The 14,957-nt window shown below is 70.2% G+C and carries 18 protein-coding genes; 8 read left to right on the forward strand and 10 right to left on the reverse strand.

Annotated features, from left to right (window positions below; all coding sequences use genetic code 11):
* Positions 1–69: 69 nt before the first annotated feature.
* The 3 genes from DVR07_RS02060 to DVR07_RS02065 all read right to left on the reverse strand — a co-directional run bounded on the left by DVR07_RS02060 (position 70) and on the right by DVR07_RS02065 (position 2,360).
* Positions 70–486 carry an Hsp20 family protein gene (locus DVR07_RS02060; RefSeq protein ID WP_115795117.1) on the reverse strand — a complete coding sequence of 139 codons (417 nt, stop codon included), beginning with the start codon at positions 484–486 and terminating at the stop codon, positions 70–72.
* Positions 483–641, reverse strand: coding sequence for a DUF7559 family protein (locus DVR07_RS21940; protein ID WP_165881720.1), 159 nt, complete (start codon positions 639–641; stop codon positions 483–485). The genes DVR07_RS02060 and DVR07_RS21940 overlap by 4 nt, the downstream gene beginning before the upstream one ends.
* A 186-nt stretch (positions 642–827) precedes the next feature.
* Positions 828–2,360 carry a hypothetical protein gene (locus DVR07_RS02065; RefSeq protein WP_115795118.1) on the reverse strand — a complete coding sequence of 511 codons (1,533 nt, stop codon included), beginning with the start codon at positions 2,358–2,360 and terminating at the stop codon, positions 828–830.
* Positions 2,361–2,636: 276 nt separating this feature from the next.
* Here DVR07_RS02065 and DVR07_RS02070 point away from each other — a divergent pair, with 276 nt between their 5' ends.
* From DVR07_RS02070 to DVR07_RS02080, 3 genes are all read left to right on the forward strand, one after another.
* Positions 2,637–3,428, forward strand: a complete 792-nt coding sequence (locus DVR07_RS02070; protein WP_115795119.1) for a hypothetical protein — start codon at positions 2,637–2,639, stop codon at positions 3,426–3,428.
* A 118-nt stretch (positions 3,429–3,546) separates the two neighbouring features.
* The gene (locus DVR07_RS02075) at positions 3,547–5,274 is read left to right on the forward strand and encodes a radical SAM protein (protein ID WP_115795120.1); all 1,728 of its coding nucleotides are present in this window, start codon (positions 3,547–3,549) and stop codon (positions 5,272–5,274) included.
* 129 nt (positions 5,275–5,403) lie between these two features.
* Complete coding sequence (locus tag DVR07_RS02080) at positions 5,404–6,129, forward strand: hypothetical protein (protein WP_115795121.1); 726 nt, start codon at positions 5,404–5,406, stop codon at positions 6,127–6,129.
* A 64-nt stretch (positions 6,130–6,193) separates the two neighbouring features.
* Here DVR07_RS02080 and DVR07_RS02085 read toward each other — a convergent pair whose 3' ends face one another.
* A complete protein-coding gene (locus tag DVR07_RS02085) occupies positions 6,194–6,814 on the reverse strand; it encodes a DUF106 domain-containing protein (protein WP_115795122.1) in 621 nt (206 codons plus the stop codon).
* Between the two features lie 369 nt (positions 6,815–7,183).
* Here DVR07_RS02085 and DVR07_RS02090 point away from each other — a divergent pair, with 369 nt between their 5' ends.
* Entirely contained in the window at positions 7,184–7,597 is a 414-nt protein-coding gene (locus tag DVR07_RS02090) for a TRAM domain-containing protein (protein ID WP_115795123.1), read from the forward strand.
* 283 nt (positions 7,598–7,880) lie between these two features.
* Here DVR07_RS02090 and DVR07_RS02095 read toward each other — a convergent pair whose 3' ends face one another.
* From DVR07_RS02095 to DVR07_RS02105, 3 genes are all read right to left on the reverse strand, one after another.
* Positions 7,881–8,561, reverse strand: a complete 681-nt coding sequence (locus DVR07_RS02095) for a YkgJ family cysteine cluster protein (RefSeq protein WP_115795124.1) — start codon at positions 8,559–8,561, stop codon at positions 7,881–7,883.
* A gap of 310 nt (positions 8,562–8,871) precedes the next feature.
* On the reverse strand, positions 8,872–9,645 hold the full coding sequence (locus DVR07_RS02100; protein WP_115795125.1) for an MBL fold metallo-hydrolase: 774 nt from the start codon (positions 9,643–9,645) through the stop codon (positions 8,872–8,874).
* Positions 9,646–9,697: 52 nt separating this feature from the next.
* Positions 9,698–9,967, reverse strand: coding sequence for a MarR family transcriptional regulator (locus tag DVR07_RS02105; RefSeq protein ID WP_115795126.1), 270 nt, complete (start codon positions 9,965–9,967; stop codon positions 9,698–9,700).
* A gap of 149 nt (positions 9,968–10,116) precedes the next feature.
* Between DVR07_RS02105 and DVR07_RS02110 the strand changes: the two genes are divergently transcribed.
* Positions 10,117–10,521, forward strand: a complete 405-nt coding sequence (locus DVR07_RS02110; protein ID WP_115795127.1) for a PPOX class F420-dependent oxidoreductase — start codon at positions 10,117–10,119, stop codon at positions 10,519–10,521.
* 39 nt (positions 10,522–10,560) lie between these two features.
* Here the strand turns inward: DVR07_RS02110 and DVR07_RS21945 are convergent, their stop codons facing one another.
* The gene (locus DVR07_RS21945; RefSeq protein ID WP_165881721.1) at positions 10,561–10,722 is read right to left on the reverse strand and encodes a hypothetical protein; all 162 of its coding nucleotides are present in this window, start codon (positions 10,720–10,722) and stop codon (positions 10,561–10,563) included.
* Positions 10,723–10,860: 138 nt separating this feature from the next.
* Between DVR07_RS21945 and DVR07_RS02120 the strand changes: the two genes are divergently transcribed.
* Together DVR07_RS02120 and DVR07_RS02125 are read left to right on the forward strand one after the other, a co-directional pair.
* On the forward strand, positions 10,861–11,568 hold the full coding sequence (locus DVR07_RS02120) for a class I SAM-dependent methyltransferase (RefSeq protein WP_115795129.1): 708 nt from the start codon (positions 10,861–10,863) through the stop codon (positions 11,566–11,568).
* Positions 11,569–11,659: 91 nt separating this feature from the next.
* Positions 11,660–12,601, forward strand: coding sequence for a glycosyltransferase (locus tag DVR07_RS02125; RefSeq protein ID WP_115795130.1), 942 nt, complete (start codon positions 11,660–11,662; stop codon positions 12,599–12,601).
* A gap of 63 nt (positions 12,602–12,664) precedes the next feature.
* Here the strand turns inward: DVR07_RS02125 and DVR07_RS02130 are convergent, their stop codons facing one another.
* Positions 12,665–13,360 carry a helix-turn-helix domain-containing protein gene (locus DVR07_RS02130; RefSeq protein ID WP_115795131.1) on the reverse strand — a complete coding sequence of 232 codons (696 nt, stop codon included), beginning with the start codon at positions 13,358–13,360 and terminating at the stop codon, positions 12,665–12,667.
* A 151-nt stretch (positions 13,361–13,511) separates the two neighbouring features.
* Here DVR07_RS02130 and DVR07_RS02135 point away from each other — a divergent pair, with 151 nt between their 5' ends.
* Positions 13,512–13,904, forward strand: a complete 393-nt coding sequence (locus tag DVR07_RS02135) for a DUF7344 domain-containing protein (protein ID WP_115795132.1) — start codon at positions 13,512–13,514, stop codon at positions 13,902–13,904.
* Between the two features lie 78 nt (positions 13,905–13,982).
* Here DVR07_RS02135 and DVR07_RS02140 read toward each other — a convergent pair whose 3' ends face one another.
* Complete coding sequence (locus tag DVR07_RS02140; RefSeq protein WP_115795133.1) at positions 13,983–14,807, reverse strand: amidohydrolase family protein; 825 nt, start codon at positions 14,805–14,807, stop codon at positions 13,983–13,985.
* Between the last annotated feature and the right edge of the window lie 150 nt (positions 14,808–14,957).

The raw sequence follows: 14,957 nt of genomic DNA on the forward strand, positions 1-14,957 counted from the left end.
GCAAAGGATGGCGGTCCGCGAGCCGCCGGACTCTCGGGTCGGCGCGGGGAGAGAACCGCAGGTGTCGGCTTACGCCTCGACCGACTCGGACGGGGCGTCCCCGGTCGACTGCTCCTGCTTGGGCACGCGGACCCGGAGGGTGCCGTGCTCGGTCAGGGTCGCCGACGCCGCGCTGGCGTCGACCACGGCGTCGGCGGGGAGGTCGGCCCGGCCGTCCAGCGAGAGCCCCCGGCCCGGGAACAGCATCTCGAACCCCTCGTAGAAGTCCCTGAAGCGGTCGATCCGGACGTGGACCGCGCCGTCGGCGTACCGGACCTGGACGTCGCTGCCCGTGGCGCCGGGCGCGTCGAACACCACGAGGTAGGCGTCGTCGCTCTCCAGCAGGTCCACCGGCAGGGGCTTTGACTCCTGGACCTTGCCGGCGGCCCGGCCGACCCGCTGGAGGACCGCGCTCCCGACCGACCGGCCGATGTCCCGGAGCGTCATAGCTCGATGGCCTCGAGGCAGTCGGTTCCGCCGCAGTACGGACACTGGAAGTCCGAGATGCCGACGTCGTCGGGCATGTCGTAGGTGTAGTGCATCTCGAACATGTCCATCTCGCAGTCGTCGTTCGTACACTTCGCTTCGAGCGTGGCGGGCATGTCCGAAACTAACGCCCGAGCGACCATAAACGGGAGGGCTTCGGCGAATTCGGGCCGCGACGACGCCGGGGCGGTCCTCCGCCGCCCGGCGGTTTGACCGAAATGTTACAGCTACGTCTGTAGAGGGGCCAGGAGAGCCGTGGCGCCCGTCCCGAAGCCGTCTCCGCCGTAACTCGAAGGCCGACCTCAATCGTCGCGGCCCTCTCCCCGGTCCTCGCCGCGGCCGTTTCCTCTTCCTCGTCCCTTACCGCGACCGTTTCCGCGGCCCCGTTCGCGACCGTTTCCGCGCTCCTCTCCGCGACCATTTCCCCGTCCGCGTCCTCGGCCGTTACCGGGGCCCTCGTCGTCTTCTCGTCCGCGACCGTCGTCCCGGCGCTCTCCCTCGCGTCTCGGGTGGTCCTCTTCGTCCCGCTCCGAGTCGGCGGCGTCGTCCCCGTCTCGACCCTCACGTTCATCGTCTCCGCCTCGGTCCTCACCCTCGTCGCGTTCGTCATCTCCCTCCGCTTCTTCGCGCCGCTCGCGTTCGTCGTCGTCCTCGTCTTCCTTCCCCTCCTCGCTCTCGTCCTCGTCGTCGCCGTTCGGAACGAGTCGGAGGTCGGCGGTCGCGACGACCGGGCGGCCGTTCGCCGTCTTGCCGGTCAGTTCGAGCCGCTCGGTCTCCCAGTCGATACCGGTCGCGTCCATCCAGAAGTGGAACTTGAGGTCCCGGTAGCCGTCGGCGTCGGCGTCAGTCGCGATGCGCTTGACCGGACTGGCCTTCCCCGGCCGGAGCTCGACGCTCCCGGGTTCGAGCGCGGTGGCGTCGAACGCGTCGGTCGACCGGACCACGACCGGCAGCCGACCGTGACTGCGGGGGTTGACCTTGCCCGGGACGACGGTCAGGTCGGCCGTGATCGGTTCCGAGGCGTCCTCCTCCTCCTCCTCTGTCGTCTCTTCTTCGGCCGTGGTCTCTTCCTCGGTCGTCTCGCGCCGGGTCGTCGTTGTCGCGGTCGTCGTCTCGCCGCAGGTCCCCGGGCGAATCGTGAGGGGCTCGTCCAGCGCCAGCGACACGCGCTCGGGCGAGTCCCGGTCGCCCGAGAGCACCTCCCAGTCGGTGATCTCGCCCTCGTAGTGGTCGCCGTACAGTTCCGCGGCCTCGTTGAACGCCGGGGCTATCGTCACCGCGAAGGACTCGCCGAGCGGGCGGTAGGCCCCGCCGTCGGACCGGCCGTCGGCCCACGTCCAGTCGACCGACCACCCCTCGGCGGTCCGGTCGAAGGTGTCGTAGTTGCTCGCGGCGTCGTAGTCGTCGTCGCCGACCACCCACGATCCGCGGTCGGGGTGCTCGAAGGCGAGGTCGAAGCTGACCGCCCCGCCCGAAGTCCCGTCGTCGAGTTCGTCGTGGACGACGACCAGGCTCAGCCCTTCGGGGCCGTCGTAGAGGAAGCAGATGCTCGTCTCCGGGCGCTGGAGGTCTGTCGTGCCGTAGGAGCTGTACTTAGCCCCCGACGGCGACGTGTAGGGCGTCCGGTAGTCGTAGAACGCCTCGACCGTCTCGTCGCCGGAGAGCGGCGTGATGGGGACGCAGCGGTCGCCCTGCTCGACGACGAACCCGGTCTCCGGGGCGTCGAGTCGGGCGAGCGACCCGCGCGCCAGGCCGGCGCCGCCGATGCCGGTCGCCAGCGCCGCCAGCACGCCGCGTCGCTCGAAGCCGTCGGTGGTGGAGTCTCGGTCGGACATGCGAATCGCCTGTCGTCGGTTCGACCGGTCCGGCCCTTGTTCCACGGCGCTTACTGTTGGGCGGTATAGATGTCCGATTTCGGACTTCCGTCGGCGCCGTTCCAGCGCCGGTCTGAACTGGGTTGAACGGTGTGAACGGTGAGTTTAGGCGGCGTACAACGACGGGAGGGAGCGGCGTTCGCGCTCGACGCGGGGGCGTCGTCGGCCGGACTCGTCGTCGCCTCCCCGCGGCCGGAGATGACAGCTATCAAATAGGTGGCGGTGCTATCGGGACGCGTGCGACTCCGCCGCCCCGACACCCGACCCTTCGCCCTCTCGCTCGGCGCCCTCGTCGGTCTCGCCGGGTTCCTCGCGACGCCGGGGCCGTGGCCGTCCGACCCCGTGCTCTCGCTCGGCCTCGGCGCGTGCGTCGCCGTAGTCGCGTGGGCCGCCGTCGAACAGGTACCGGACGCGCTCGACCGCGTAGCTGAAGCCCGCGCCCACTGGGCGCTCGCCGGACTCGGCCTCCTGCCGGCGGTCGGCGTCTTCGGGCCGGCGCTGTTCGGCGGAGCCACGCCGGCCGACGGGACCTCGATTCGGGCGCTGGTCTTCGCGCTCGCTGGGTTCGGCGCGGGCGCCGTGGGGAGCGCCCACCGCGGGATGCTGCTGCTAAAGCGCGAGCAGGTCCGGGGCGAGGTCGCCGCCGTCGAGTCGCGGCGGCGGGCGGTCGCGCTCAGAATCGGGGCGTGCGTCGCCACCCTGTCGCTGCTCTCGCTGGCGACCGACGGCGCCCTCTCCGCGGGAACGGTCGTCGGGAGCGTCATCGGAGCGGTGATTTCGACGGCGTTCACCGGCACCGAGGAGTACGAACTCGTCGCGCTCGACGATCACCTCCTGATCCATCAGGGGAACGGATGGGGCGCCACCGCGATTCGGTGGCGGCGCCTCCGGGAGGTGAGCGTCGAGGGCGACACCCTCCGGGTGGCCCGCGGCCTCCCGTACCCCTGTATCTACACCGCCGACCTCTCGGAGGCGGCGGACCGCCGCGCCGTCCTCGACGCGTTCCGGTCGTACCCGTTCCTGCACTGACCGGGGCCGCTTCGCGGGGCGCGAACCGAGTGACGGCGGTTCCGCCGTTCGGCGGGCGCTTCCCGCCCGTCGGTCGCGTGTAGTCACCGTTTTACCCGTCGAGGGGCTACGGTGGCCCATGACCGACCTCGCGGACCTCGACGTGACCCTCGTGGACGGGTACGTCGACGAACCGGCCCACTTCGGCGTGCCGCCGTACATCTCGACGTACCCGCGGTACACGGCGGGAGCCGTCGTCGACGCGGGCGTCCCCGAGGACAACGTCACCTACCACACTATCGACGAACTCCGGGACGACACGAGCAAGTGGCGAGACGTCGAGGACGCCGACCTGTTCGTCTACCTCGGCGGGATGACCGTCCCCGGCAAGTACGTCGGCGGGACGCCGGCCGAACCCGACGAGGTGCGCAAGCTGGCCTGGACCGCCGACGGGACGAGCCTGATGGGCGGCCCGGTCAAGTTCGGCGTCGGCGACGAGAACGCGGGCGGCACCGAGACCGAGCGCGACGACCTCGACTTCGACTTCGTGGCGAAGGGAGACGTCGAGGCGGCGGCCTACGACCTCCTGCAGAGCGGTCTGGAGGGGTTCAACAACCGGATGCGCGACAACGAGGAGATCGACCGGTGGGCCGCGGACGGCGCGTTCGTCGTCGAGCACCACCCCAACCACCCCGACTACCTAATCGCCGAGATGGAGACCTCCCGGGGGTGTCCCTACCGGTGCTCGTTCTGCACGGAGCCGCTGTACGGCAACCCCTCTTTCCGCGAACCCGACTCGGTCGTCGGCGAGGTCGAGGTCCTCTCCGACCGCGGGGTGCGCCACTTCCGGCTCGGCCGGCAGGCCGACATCCTGGCGTACGGCGGCGACGGCGAGAAGCCAAACCCGGACGCCCTGCGCGAACTCTACGGCGGCATCCGCGAGGTCGCGCCCGACCTCCAGACGCTCCACCTCGACAACATGAACCCCATCACGGTGGTGGAGTGGCCCGACCTGGCCCGCGAGGGCATCCGGGTCATCGCCGAGCACAACACGCCGGGCGACACCGCCGCCTTCGGCCTGGAGTCGGCCGATCCCGTCGTCCAGGAGGAGAACAACCTCAACGTGACCGCCGACGAGTGCTTCGAGGCCGTGAAGATCGTCAACGAGGAGGCCGGCTGGCGGCCCGGGGAAGACCCCGCCGACGCGCCCACGCACGGCGAGTCGGCTGCGAATCGACTGCCCAAACTCCTACCGGGCATCAACCTCCTCCACGGGCTGAAGGGCGAGCGCCGGGAGACGTTCGAGCACAACGAGGCGTTCTTAGACCGGGTGTACGACGCCGGCCTGATGCTCCGGCGGGTCAACATCCGGCAGGTCATGGCGTTCGACGGCACCGAGATGAGCGACGTCGGCGCCGACATCGCCAACGACCACAAGAAGCTGTTCAAGCGGTACAAGACCCGCGTGCGGGAGAACGTCGACAACCCGATGCTCCAGCGACTCGCGCCGGCCGGGACGGTGCTGCCGGACGTCCACCTGGAGTACCACCAGGACGGCAGGACGTTCGGCCGACAGCTCGGCACCTACCCCCTTCTCGTGGGGATTCCGGGCGAGCGCGAACTCGGTCGAATCGTCGACGTCGCGGTCGTCGACCACGGTTACCGGTCGGTGACCGGCGTGGTCCACCCGCTGGACGTCAACAGCGCGACGATGGACGAGCTCACCGCGATTCCGGGCCTCGGGAAGCAGCGCGCCGGCAACGTCGTCGTCAACCGCCCCTACGAGTCGCCCGAGGACCTGGCGGCCGACGTGGACGTCGACCTGACCGCCTTCGCGACCGCCGAGACCCCCGAGGGCGCGGACTGAGGGCGACGGGACGGCGCCGACCGCGGACGCCGGACGGCTGCGGTCTACGCGACACCCGAACCGCGCGTCGTGTCGCCCCGAGGCCACTACGCTTTTTGAACGCTCGCCCCAACTACGCGACGTTCCCACATGCCAGACCCGCCAGTCCGCGAGCGCCGCGTCGCCCCCGAGACCGTGCCCGACGGGCTGACGCTCGCGGCGTTCAACACCGACTGCTCCGAGGCGACCCTCGACGCGCTGGGGGACACCCTCGGCCGCTACCTCGACATCGACGACGTGACGGTCGGGACCACGCTCACCGACGAGCAGCCCGAGGAGTTCGCGGTCCTCCACAACTCCGTCCTCGTGGGCGGGCCGCTCGTCCACCCCGGTCGCGGCGACGACCCGATCGGCGAGGTCGTCTCGCCGTTCCGACAGTCCGACACGCTCTTCCTCGCCGGCTACGGCGACCGGGCTGGACTCCGCGCCCTGTCGAACCGCATCGAGACGCTGGCGTGGCGCGCGGGCGAGGGCCGACTCTACGCCGCGGGCCAGCAGCGGTTCGCATCGATGGACGACCAGTGGGGAATCTACGCCGACGTGGCCGAGGCGGGGTGCGAGGTCCACGTGTTCGAGGAGCCGGCGTACGTCCCTGGCGACGACCGGTTCGTCGTCCACGGCGAGCGTCACTCCCTGGCCGGGACGTGGCTGGTCGCCTTCGACGGCGCCGGCAACGACGCGGCCAAGGCCGCGATGCTCGCCGAGGAGCGCGACCCCGACAGCTACTACGGCGTCTGGACGGTCGTCCCGGAACTCGTGGACGCCATCATCGACCGAGTCGACGAACGCACCGCGGGCGAACAGCGGACGGAGTAGTCCCGACGTCGACCCGGGATGAACCGAAGGAGAGTGCGAGCGCCGCCAGAAAAAGCGCCGATTCTCAGGCGAGCCGCGCGACGATCCTGCGCGCGACCAGCCCGGTCGAGAGCGAGCACCCGATGTACCACGCGAGCCAGACCTTGAGCGGGCCGACCAGCGTCGCGGTCCACGCGATATGTCCCACGACCGGAAGCGCGAGCGCCGCGGGCGCGACGGCGGCGCTGGGCGCGACGAACACCCATCGCAGCCAGAGGAACGCCGGGACGGAGACGAGCATGCTCCACACCGCGGGTCGGAGCTGGCTCTTCATCGCGGCGAGGTACTCGCCGGTGAGGTCCAGCTGCTCGGCCTGGAGCTCCTCGATGGCCTCGTCGTCGTCGCGCTCGCGGGCCGACGCCATCCGCTCGCGCAGGTCCGTCATGCGCTCCTGGAGCCGCTCCATCCGTTGCCGGCTCCGGAGCTTCGTCTGGAGCACCGCCGACGAGACGCCGGTGGTCCCCGCCAGCAGCAGCACGAGCACCGAGAACGGCAGGATGGTCGTGGCCGGGCCGAGCATGGCGTGCATCGCCCCCGCGACCCCGCGCTGTATCGGCGTCACGTAGTAGCCCGCCATCAGCGTCAGCGCGATCAGGCCGGCGAGCTTGTCGTAGCCGGTCCACCCGCCGGTCGAGTCGGTAGTCATACGAACACCTCATCGGCCCTGCACTATCAATGTTCGGCCAGTTGACGCGTGGCGTTCGGTTGGCGGAAACCGTAGCGTACTGAAAACGGCGGACACCCGGGGCGGCGGAAAACGTGTACACCGAAATCCTCCGCGAGCGAGGGCGAAGCCCGAGCGAGCGGTCCAAGCGACGACCGGAGCGAAGCGGAGGGAGGAGCGCCGGATTCTCATCGACGTTTTGCAAGGGCGCGGCGTTTAGGCCGCGCCCGCCGAAACGGCTCCGCCGTTTCGAGCCCTCGTTCGCTTCGCTCACGAGGACGCAGCAAAAGGTCGGTTGTAGAAAAACTCTTTACGGGCTGACCACTTGGGTCCGAATGGAGGCATATAACCTTGGAGATCTCTGACAAGCTCCTGTGTCTGTTCAGTGCTGACGTGACTATCCAGGACGACAAGTACGTCGTCGAGGTACCGCGCCGAGAGATCGAGACCGGGTCGGTCGAACCCGGCGAGACCTACCGCGTCGCGCTCATCTCCGACGATTCGGACTCCTCGACGCAGTCCGAGTCGTCGTCGAACTCGTCGAGCGGCGGCGCGCCCTCGGAACCCCAGCCCCCCGTCGAGGAGGGCGAGATCCGCTACGTCGAGGTCGAGGACATCGGCAAGCAGGGCGACGGCATCGCCCGCGTGGAGCGGGGCTACGTCATCATCGTACCCGACGCCGAGATCGGCGAGCGCGTGAAGGTCGAGATCACGGAGGTCAAGTCCAACTTCGCGGTCGGCGAGATCATCGAAGAGGACTTCTGAACTCCACCTCGCCCCGGGCGCGGCGCCCGCGCCGCGCGCTCGGAATCCGATCTGCGGCCGTCTCACCTGTCCCGTCGGTTCTCTCGGGACCGTCGCGAGAGCGCGCGTCGGTCGCGCTCGACGTCGCGCGAGCAGTGGCGACGACGTGACCGACGCCCGGTCACCTCCTATCTCTCGCTCTGTCCCGTTCGGTTCCCCGCTTTCCGTGGGTCGCCGCAGCTTCCTTCCGGTCTCCGCTTTCGGAGAACGTCGCCCGCGTCGTCCCGCAAGCCGCTTGCAGGACTCACCCCTCGTACGGCGTTCCGTCGGGGCGCTTGGCACCCTCGGAGTCGTGGACCACGACGCCCTCGTCGGGGTCGGCGGGGGCGTACTCGTCGCGGACCGCGATGGCTTCGGTCAGTTCCCGGACCGCCCGCTCCTTGAGCGCCGCCGCCAGGTCCTCGGCGCCCTCGCGGGAGATGTCCCGGCCCAGCCCCTCGCACTCGTGGGCCCGGACCATGCCCTCCTCGTCGACTGCCTCGCCCATCGGCTGGCTCGTGCCCCCGAGCGCGACGCTGAACGGGTAGGTCCGGCAGATGAGCGGGCGGTCCTCGTGGACCGAGCATGCTCCCGTACCGTCGCCGTCCTCCTCGTAGAAGGTGCAATCGCCGCAGGCGTCGGTCTGGAGCGCCCACTCGAACGTCTCGCCGGTGGGCTCGCTGTTTGTGCCGTCAGCGTCGCCCTCCTCCGGGTCGTCCAGGCCGTAGGGCATCGGTCGAGCGACGTCCCGCCAGTCGTAGTCGGTCGCAGTTTCGAGATTTCGCACCTCGTCGGGGAAGACGGTCGCGGTGTGGGGATCGTCGGCCTCGCTCTTGCAACAGGCGCCACAGCGCGTGCATTCGAAGCCGATGGTCTCGATGGCGTCGGCCAGGTCGGCGGTGTCGAGGTCGCGAGCGCGCCGTAGTTCCGCTTCGAGGCTCTGCACACCTGTGGGTTCGGCTTCGCGGGGAAAAAGGGTGTTTATCGGCTACGAAGGTAGTGACTAAACGCTTCGAGATTTCCTCAGCAATCGGAATGAAGAACATCCAGAAAGCCCCCGGTCGGTCGCGGTCGCTGTCTCCGAAAATCGGAGATCTTCGGGATGACGAGAGAGCTTCGCTCTCTCGAACCACTCGGCATATCCTCGGCTCGTTACCACTCGCCTCGGATAGCGGCCGAGCAGGCGACTAAAGTAAACGCGACCGGCCGGCCCCTTTCATCCACCCGGACCGATGGACGACGTCACCGAGCGCTTGCTACTCCGGATCCGCCGGCCGCGCTCGCTCGCCGTCCCACTCGACCTTGTCCTCGACGGCCAGCTTTTCGAGGTGGGCGGCGGTCGTGCTCCGGGCGAGGTCCCTGACCTCCGAGACGTCCTTGTCGTAGGCCGCGTCGACCACCTCGTCGAGCGACCGCGCGCCGTCGCGGACCGCCGCCAGCACCGCGGCTTCGCGGTCGAGGCGGTGGCGGAGCAGGCGCTCGACGGCGCTCCGGGGGTCGTCGATGGCGGGGCCGTGGCCGGGGAGGAGCCGGTCGGGGTTCCGGGCGTAGAGCCGCCGGAGCGACGTCAGGTACGCCCGCACGTCGCCCTCGTCCGCGCCGACGACCACGCTCCCCTCCGCGACGACGAGGTCGCCCGTCACCATCGTGTCGTCCGCGGCGAGCGCGACGTGGTCGGGCGCGTGGCCCGGCGTCTCCAGCACCGTGACGCCGGCGATCTCGGTTCCCTCGCGGAAGGTCCGGTCGGGCGCGACGCCGGTCGCCTCCTCGAAGCGGTCCTCGCGGCCGGCCCGCGCCCAGACGGTCGCGTCGCAGGCGTCCGCGTAGTGGGCGACCGCGCCCACGTGGTCCGGGTGGGTGTGCGTGACGAGAATGTGGGTTACCTCGTGGGATTCGACGGCGGCGTCGAGGTCGTCGGTCCGGCCCGCGGGGTCGACGAGCAGCGCGTCCTCGCGGCCGAGCAGGTAGGCGTTGGTGGCGCCGGTCGGGGCGAGCGTCCCGGTCGGCACCGAGACCTGGCGGTGCTCCATGGCGGATGCGTGGCGCGCCGGCCAGAAAACGGGGTCGGTTCGTCGAGCGCGGTCAGCGGTCGAGGAAGTACACCTGCTTGCGAGCGTCCTGGAAGCTGTACCGCGAGTCGACGAGGTCCTCGTCCTCGAGGCGATTGAGTGCGTACCGGACCGTGCGGTCGGGCAGCAGCGACTCCTCGGCCAGCTGGCCCTGCGAGAGCGGCGCGTCGGTCTCCAGCACCTTGGCCACCAGCTTGGCGCTCGGGGGGAGTTCGCGCAGGCGCTCGCGGAAGTCGTCTGAGAGCTGCTCGGTTACGGGCGTCTCGTCCGGGGTCGTGCTCATGTAAAACGTGACTTGACGAAGCACGGGTAAAGCTTGGCTATATGCACATCTGTACAATCCATACTCCTTAAGGCCATATTATTTCGGCTTATATTCGGTTTTTGACGCCGGCGACCAGTGTTACGTCGCCCCGGCACGTGGCCTCACCCATGGAATCGATCCCCGAGTCGTTCACCGACCTGTTCGAGCGCGAGACGTTCGCCAACTTCGCGACCCTGATGGGCGACGGCACCCCGCAGGTGACTCCGGTCTGGATCGACCGCGACGAGGAGGGCCACCTGCTGGTCAACACCGCGCGCGGCCGCCAGAAGGAGCGCAACGTCGAGCGCGACCCGAAGGTCGGCCTCTGCGTGATGGACCCCGACGAACCCTACCGCTACGTCTCGGTCCGCGGCGAGGTGGTCGAGGTGACCGAGGACGGCGCGGTCGAGCACATCGACGACCTCGCCCGGCGCTACATGGACGTCGAGGAGTACCCGAACAAGGACGAGGAGTCGGGCTCCCGCGTCATCGTCCGCATCAGGCCCGACCGGGTCGTCACCGGCGGCGAGTAGCGCCAGAACGGCGACAAGCGGCCGTCCGCTCGGTCGCCGTCACCTTCGTCGATTGTCGGTCCGCGGTTCGTCGCCGTGGCGGTTGTACCGGCCTAGCACGCACTTGCAGTCGGGGCAGTGAACGACGACGAACCGGCCGCGCTCGTGGCGGACGAGGTCCTCGGCCTCGAGGTCGCGTCCGCATGCCGTGCAGGTAGTCATCGGTGGACTCGACCGATGTGGCTCTCCGACGCCCAGCGGGGTGAGGCTGTCGGCCGCGACGACCACAACCGCCGGCGTCTGACGAGTCGGTTCCAATACGGTTTTAGTCCCCCGGCGGACTACAAGGAGACGAGAAGCGTGAAAGGAGCGGAGTGGTACCAGACCGACGAGGTCGCCGAGGAGTACGAAGAGAAGCGATTCTCCCGCGGCGGGCGGCTCATCGACCGTCGAGAGAAGCAGGCCGTCCTCGACGCCGTCGGCCCGCTGGAGGGGAAGAACGTGCTCGAGATAGCCTGCGGTACCGGCCGGTTCACGGTGATGCTGGCCGAGCGCGGCGCCGACATCGTGGGGCTGGACATCTCGGCCGCGATGCTCCAGCAGGGCCGCCAGAAGGCCCGGTCGGCGGGGGTGGCCGACCACCTGGAGTTCATGCGCGGCGACGCGGGTCGGCTCCCGTTCCCCGACGACCACTTCGACACCGTGTTCGCGATGCGGTTCTTCCACCTCGCGGACACCCCCGCGACCTTCCTCTCGGAGATGCGCCGGGTGGCGAAGGACCAGGTCGTCTTCGACACGTTCAACGCCACGAGCACCCGGAGCGTCTACAACTGGCTGCTCCCGATGGGGTCGCACCTCTACTCGCGTGACGACGTCCGGAAACTGCTCGACGAGGCCGACCTCCGCCTCGTCGACGCCGAGCACGACTGGATCCTCCCGTACGGCTTCTACCGGAAGATTCCGGGCGCCGTGGCGGGTCCAATCCGGAACGCCGACACCGCCCTGGGCGACTCGCCGGTGGGCGACTACTTCGCGTCGGTCTCCTACTGGAACACCAGCGTCGAGTGACGCGTCGGAAAGCGGACAGCGGGTCGTCAGACGCCCGTCCGACACTTCGAGGCCGAACTGCTTTTAAGCCTCGGGCGGGAGATTCGGGGGTATGGAGCTATCCGTGGTGGTCCCGACGCTCAACGGGCGCGAGAGCCTCGCGGCGTGTCTCGACGCGCTGGCCGCCGAGGCGCCCGAGGCCGAGGTGGTCGTGGTCAACGGCCCCTCCGCCGACGGGACCACCGGGATGGTCAGAGACCGCGACGACGTCGACGTGCTGATCGAGGTCTCGGACCGCAAACTCAACGTGGCGCGGAACGCCGGCATCGCGGCCGCCACCGGCGACGCGGTCGCGCTGATCGGCCAGGACCACGCGGTCGAGGCGTCGTGGGCCGACGGGGTCAGAACGGGGCTCGCGGCCGCCGACGTGGTGACCGGCCCGGTCCACCGGTCGGTCCGGGCGGGCGTGACCACCGAGTCGCCCGAGCGCCGGACTATCGACGGTCGGGAGGTGACCTACTTCGACGGGGGCAACGTCGCGCTCACCCGCGAGGCCGTCGAGGCGGTCGACGGCTTCGACGAGTACCTCGTGACGGGCGGGGCGCGCGACTGCGCCCACCGGCTCGCCGCCAACGACTTCGAGGTGGCGTGGTCGTCGTCGGTGAGCGTGACCGACACCGCCGAGGACGACGAGGACGACGACCGCGACTGGGGCTGGAAGTACCGCGCGCTCGCCTACCGGCTCGTGAAGAACTACGGCCCCCGTCCGGGCGTCTTCCGGCGGACGCTCCGGGACGCCGTCTCCGACGGGGTCGAGAACGCCGCCGAGGTCCTCCGGGGCGACGTGACGCCCTCGGAGTGGATGGGCCGCGGCAAGCGCGTGACCAAGAGCTCGCTGATCGGGTGCAAGGACGGGCTCCGGGCCCGGTTCGCCGACCGGAGCGGCGCCCGGAACCCCTACGGCCTGTCGGCGCGGGCCGACCGCGCGGTCGAGCGCTACGACTGGCGTGGCGACCCCGAGGAGGCCGAGGAGCGCGAGGAGCCCACCCAGTAGGTCGCCCGTCTGCCGTCCCGGCGGTGTCGCTTCTCGCGCTCGTCTGCCGCCCGCTCGACTCCTTCACTCCCCGCGCTCGGCGTCCGCGCCGCCCTCGTCCTCTCCGTCGCCCTCGCCGTCGCGTTCGATGGTCGCCCGGACCAGCGCCCGGGTCGCCCGGCGGAGGCGCTCGGAGACCGCCTGACGGGAGACGCCCAGCACCTCGGCGATGTCCTCGAGCTCGACCCGCCGCGGCACGTCGTAGTAGCCCATCTCGGTCGCGGTCCGGAGCGCCTCGCACTGGCGCTCGGTCAGTCCCATCGGGTCGACGTCGGGGTCGTCGGCGGCGTACAGGCTCCGGAGGTCGAACGTCAGGTCCCGGCGCTCGCAGAAGTCGACGTACTCCCGGAGGCTCTCCCGGTCGGGGAACCGGATGCGGACCCGCCACCCCTCGCCGGCCCGCTCCGAGGAGATGAACACGCCCCCGAGGTCGGCCCACGCGTGGTACGTCATGAGCTCGTCGCCCTCGTCGGTGAGTTCGACCTGGTACAGGCGCTTGTCACCGACCTCCGTGAGCACGCTCGCGTCGTCGACTGTCCGGTCGTCGGCCAGCGCCGCCTCGAACGCCGCGAAGTCCTCGCCCGACGCCCAGAACGACAGCGCGAACGGCTTGGCCTCCCGGAGCGTCTGCTGTTCGACGGAGACGTCCATCGCCGGCACCGCGTCGAGCGCGTCCCGCAGGACCGGCGTCTCGAGGTAGAAGTCCGCGATGAGCGTCATACCGTCCGTACCACGTACGAGAGTTTAATGGCACGGCCGACCGCCGCCGGATTCCGGCGGTCACAACGGACACAATGGTCACTAAACCGACTGGTGAAACGGATGGGAACGAGTCCACCCATTAATAACGGGGCGATAGCACGTGGAATCGATGGTAAGCGGATCTGCCCAGCGGCCGAATCACGAGCGCATCGACCGAGCGTGCGACGTGCTCGGGAGCGCATCCCGGCGCCGCGTCATCTACACCCTGCGGGAGAACGGTCGGACCGACCTCGACGGGCTCGCGGACGCGGTCGTCTCGGCGGGCCTGGCGGACGACCGCCAGCGGGCCGCGGCGTCGCTCGTCCACACCCACCTCCCGAAGCTGGCCGACTTCGGGGTCGTCTCGTACGCCGACCCGGCCGACGAGGTGTCGCTCGACGACGGCGTCGAGGCGCTCGAGCCGTTCCTCGCGGTCGCGGCCCGCGAGGAACTGGACGGCGACCGTCCGCAGTTCCCGGGCCGCGACGCGTCGGACGCCGTCGCGAGCGGGGCGCCGGAGTGACCGTCGTCGGGGTTCGGGCGGGGCAGGGCCCGCGACGAGACGCGGCGGGCCCGGGACGCTCCGTGCCCGCGACGCCGTTCAGAAGTCCTTCGGCAGCGAATCGCCGAGGACGCGCCGGGCGTTCTTGTCGAAGACCTTCCGCATCGCGTCCTCGGGCACGTCGAGGGTGAGTATCTCCATCACCGCGACGTTCGGGTGGGAGCTGGGCGCCCCGCTGCCGAACAGGACGCGGTCCGGGTGCTCCATCATCGCGCGCTCGAGCAGGTCCCGGTAGCGGACGTAGCTGGTGTCGAGGTAGCAGTCGTCGTTGCGCTGGAGCAGGTCGATGGACTCGGCCATCAGGTCGCGGTTCAGCGGGTGCCCCCCGAAGTGGGCGAGGACGACGGGGAACTCTCGGGAGAGCAGCGCCTCCTCGGCCGCGGCGGGCGGGAACCGGTCGCCCGCGTGGACCAGCACGGGCAGGTCGACCGCCTCGAGCTGGTCGAGCGTCTCGTCGTCGGGCAGCCCGTCCCTCGCGGGGTCGAGCTTGAACCCGTGGAACCGGTCGTCGTAGGCGTACTGCTCGACGTCCTCGGGCGAGGTGTGGTGGTCCTTCCGGCGCGCGGCGAGGTTGCGCAGCCGCGACGACGCGCGCTCGCCGGGGTCCCGCGGCCCGTTGATCCGGGCGAACGCCAGGAACGGCCGGTCGACGCTCCGGCGCGCCACCGCGTTGTTCGCGCTCACGTAGCTCCCGCCGGCGCGCGTGCCCGGGAACACGACCGAGCGCACGACCCCCGCCTGATGCATCTCCCGCTCTAACCGCTCGGGGCTGATGGCCCGCCCGCGGGTCTGGACGCCCCCAGCGTCCGCGTTGAGTCTGGCGTGTACGTCCACCACCCGGAAGCGATGCTCCAACTCCAGCATTGGGAAGACGGTTCGGAACTCCGGTATTTTTCAGTGTCGGTTGCGCTCCGGCCGGGGGTCCGTCGAGCGGGGTCGTGACGCCGAACGGGTCGCCTCGGCCGGGGCGGAAAAGGGGCGCAGAAACGGCGGTAGAGAAATGGGGGCGTCGCG

This window comes from Halorussus rarus, assembly GCF_003369835.1.
Lineage (GTDB): Archaea > Halobacteriota > Halobacteria > Halobacteriales > Haladaptataceae > Halorussus > Halorussus rarus.